Annotated in this window: 1 protein-coding gene and 1 rRNA gene; both read right to left on the bottom strand. The window is 37.4% G+C overall.

The annotated features are described in order from the left end of the window. Nucleotides 1-824: 824 nt before the first annotated feature. Nucleotides 825-1,214 carry a LysE family translocator gene (locus I8U27_RS20310; protein WP_181755130.1) on the bottom strand — a complete coding sequence of 130 codons (390 nt, stop codon included), beginning with the start codon at nt 1,212-1,214 and terminating at the stop codon, nt 825-827. Nucleotides 1,215-1,716: 502 nt separating this feature from the next. Beyond that, nucleotides 1,717-1,833, bottom strand: a 5S ribosomal RNA gene (gene rrf / locus I8U27_RS20305). Nucleotides 1,834-1,842 lie beyond the last annotated feature (9 nt).

Raw genomic sequence — 1,842 nt, 5'->3', positions numbered from 1 at the left:
GTTCGTCCTGAGCCAGGATCAAACTCTCCATGAAGTTTGATTGCTCAAAAAGAATCAACAGGTCGTGTAATCACTCTTTAGTTTTCAAGGAACACTTTGTTTCGTTTGTCGCTGACTCATTTAAGCAGCGACATGATCTATCTTATCACAGCTAATCGATTATGTCAACAAGTTTATTGCTGTCTCCGCTAAGCCGCCAGAGAAGTGGCCGCATCAACGACGTAAACTAATATAGCATGATAAATAGTCAACTGTCAACACTTTTTTATTTGATATCCTGTACAGCTTTTCAGTAAATCTTGCTGTATTTTCATTATGGAATTCAGTTTAAGAGAACTTCCTCATTTTTTTACACAGCTTTCTATGCTCCTGGAACAATCTGAAACATTTCTGATGTTTTTCAGAGCAAACCGGGTCGAGATTAAAGGTATGGTTTGTTTCATCTCAACGGAGGATTTCGATCAGCCGAAAAAGATCATAATTATAGCTTCAACCTACATAAGAGCATTTGGGATTATTTCGCACAACAGATCAGCTTTTAAAAGCTAAATCTTTTTTGGTAATGCTCTGTATAAAAAGATTTGGATTCCTGATCCATTTCATCCATTCATCCCAGATCATCTGAAGCCCAAACACAATAAAGACAAAACTAAAACAAATATTAATGATTTGCTGAAATCGCTGGACCAATAAGCGAATGGAACTGATTCCAATAACAAGTAAAACGGACGTATACCATAGGCTGTTCCCTAACATAAATGTAAATCCTACCATCAAAGGAGTGTTTGACAATTGCTCAGGGTCAGCAACATGAGGAAAAACACTTAAAAAAAGAGACTTACTTTAGGGTTTAGTAAATTACTTATAAGTCCGCTGCGGAACGCTTGCCAGCTTGTTATTTGCTCCTCGTCCTTTGGTGCTTCTTTCTTATCCCCCTTATTTTTTATTCTCATTGATAAGGTTTTGTAGCCCAGATAAATCAGATATATAGCGCCAAGTATCCGAATTACACTAAAAAGCAGTACAGACTTTTGCAAAATAACTGAAAGCCCCATAATGGCAAATGTCATATGTACAAGCAAACTGCATCGATTTCCTAAGAGTGTCATATATCCTATCTTTCTTCCACTTGTCAACGTATTCTTTGTCATAAGTAAAAAGTCAGGTCCTAGAGAAATAGCAAGAGCAAGTCCGATTAGAAAAGTTTCGTACATTACATACTTTTCCTTTCCATCATTAATTGTGATTCCGCTATAGTATATTGAAAACAAATTGTAATAAAGATAACCAATCTTCGTAAAAGATCATTTACAGACTTCAATTTTGTGCTTAAAAAGAACGACGGTTCTGCTAGATCTGCAGACGCAACCCTTGATTAAAAGAAAAGATATCCTTAAAAAAGCTCATTCTGGAGAGATGTTCACAGTCTTTTTTCAGCTGGCTAACGAACTTGTTCCCTATAGTATTCATAGCTGCTTTAGGGATCTGCTGGTGGTCTGCCAGTCAGGTTATCTTTTTCATCGATTTATAAATCCATGTCTATTCATATTTTTAGATTAAATCAAACTAAACTAATTTTAAAATACTTTCTAGTACAAAAACAACTGCATTTAATGTTAGTATTTCGAGCTTAATTTCAATACAAATCTACTTAGACATGTTATCATTCACTTAATATAAAAAGAGCCGCAGTCAACCTGAGCGGCTCTTGTGACTGCCTGGCAACGTCCTACTCTCCCGGGAGCCTTCGCCCCAAGTACCATCGGCGCTGGAGGGCTTAACGGTCGTGTTCGGGATGGGAACGAGTGGATCCCCTCCGCCATTGTCACCAGACGTTATAAA

Source organism: Paenactinomyces guangxiensis, assembly GCF_016055185.1.
Classification (GTDB): Bacteria; Bacillota; Bacilli; order Thermoactinomycetales; family Thermoactinomycetaceae; genus Paenactinomyces; species Paenactinomyces guangxiensis.
The sequence above is the reverse complement of the archived record's forward strand: the minus strand, read 5'-3'. Positions and strand labels throughout refer to the sequence as shown.

Bases quoted from the DNA above. Each gene is read 5' to 3' on its own strand.
- I8U27_RS20310 (WP_181755130.1), bottom strand. From the start codon at position 1,214: ATGTACGAAACTTTTCTAATCGGACTTGCTCTTGCTATTTCTCTAGGA.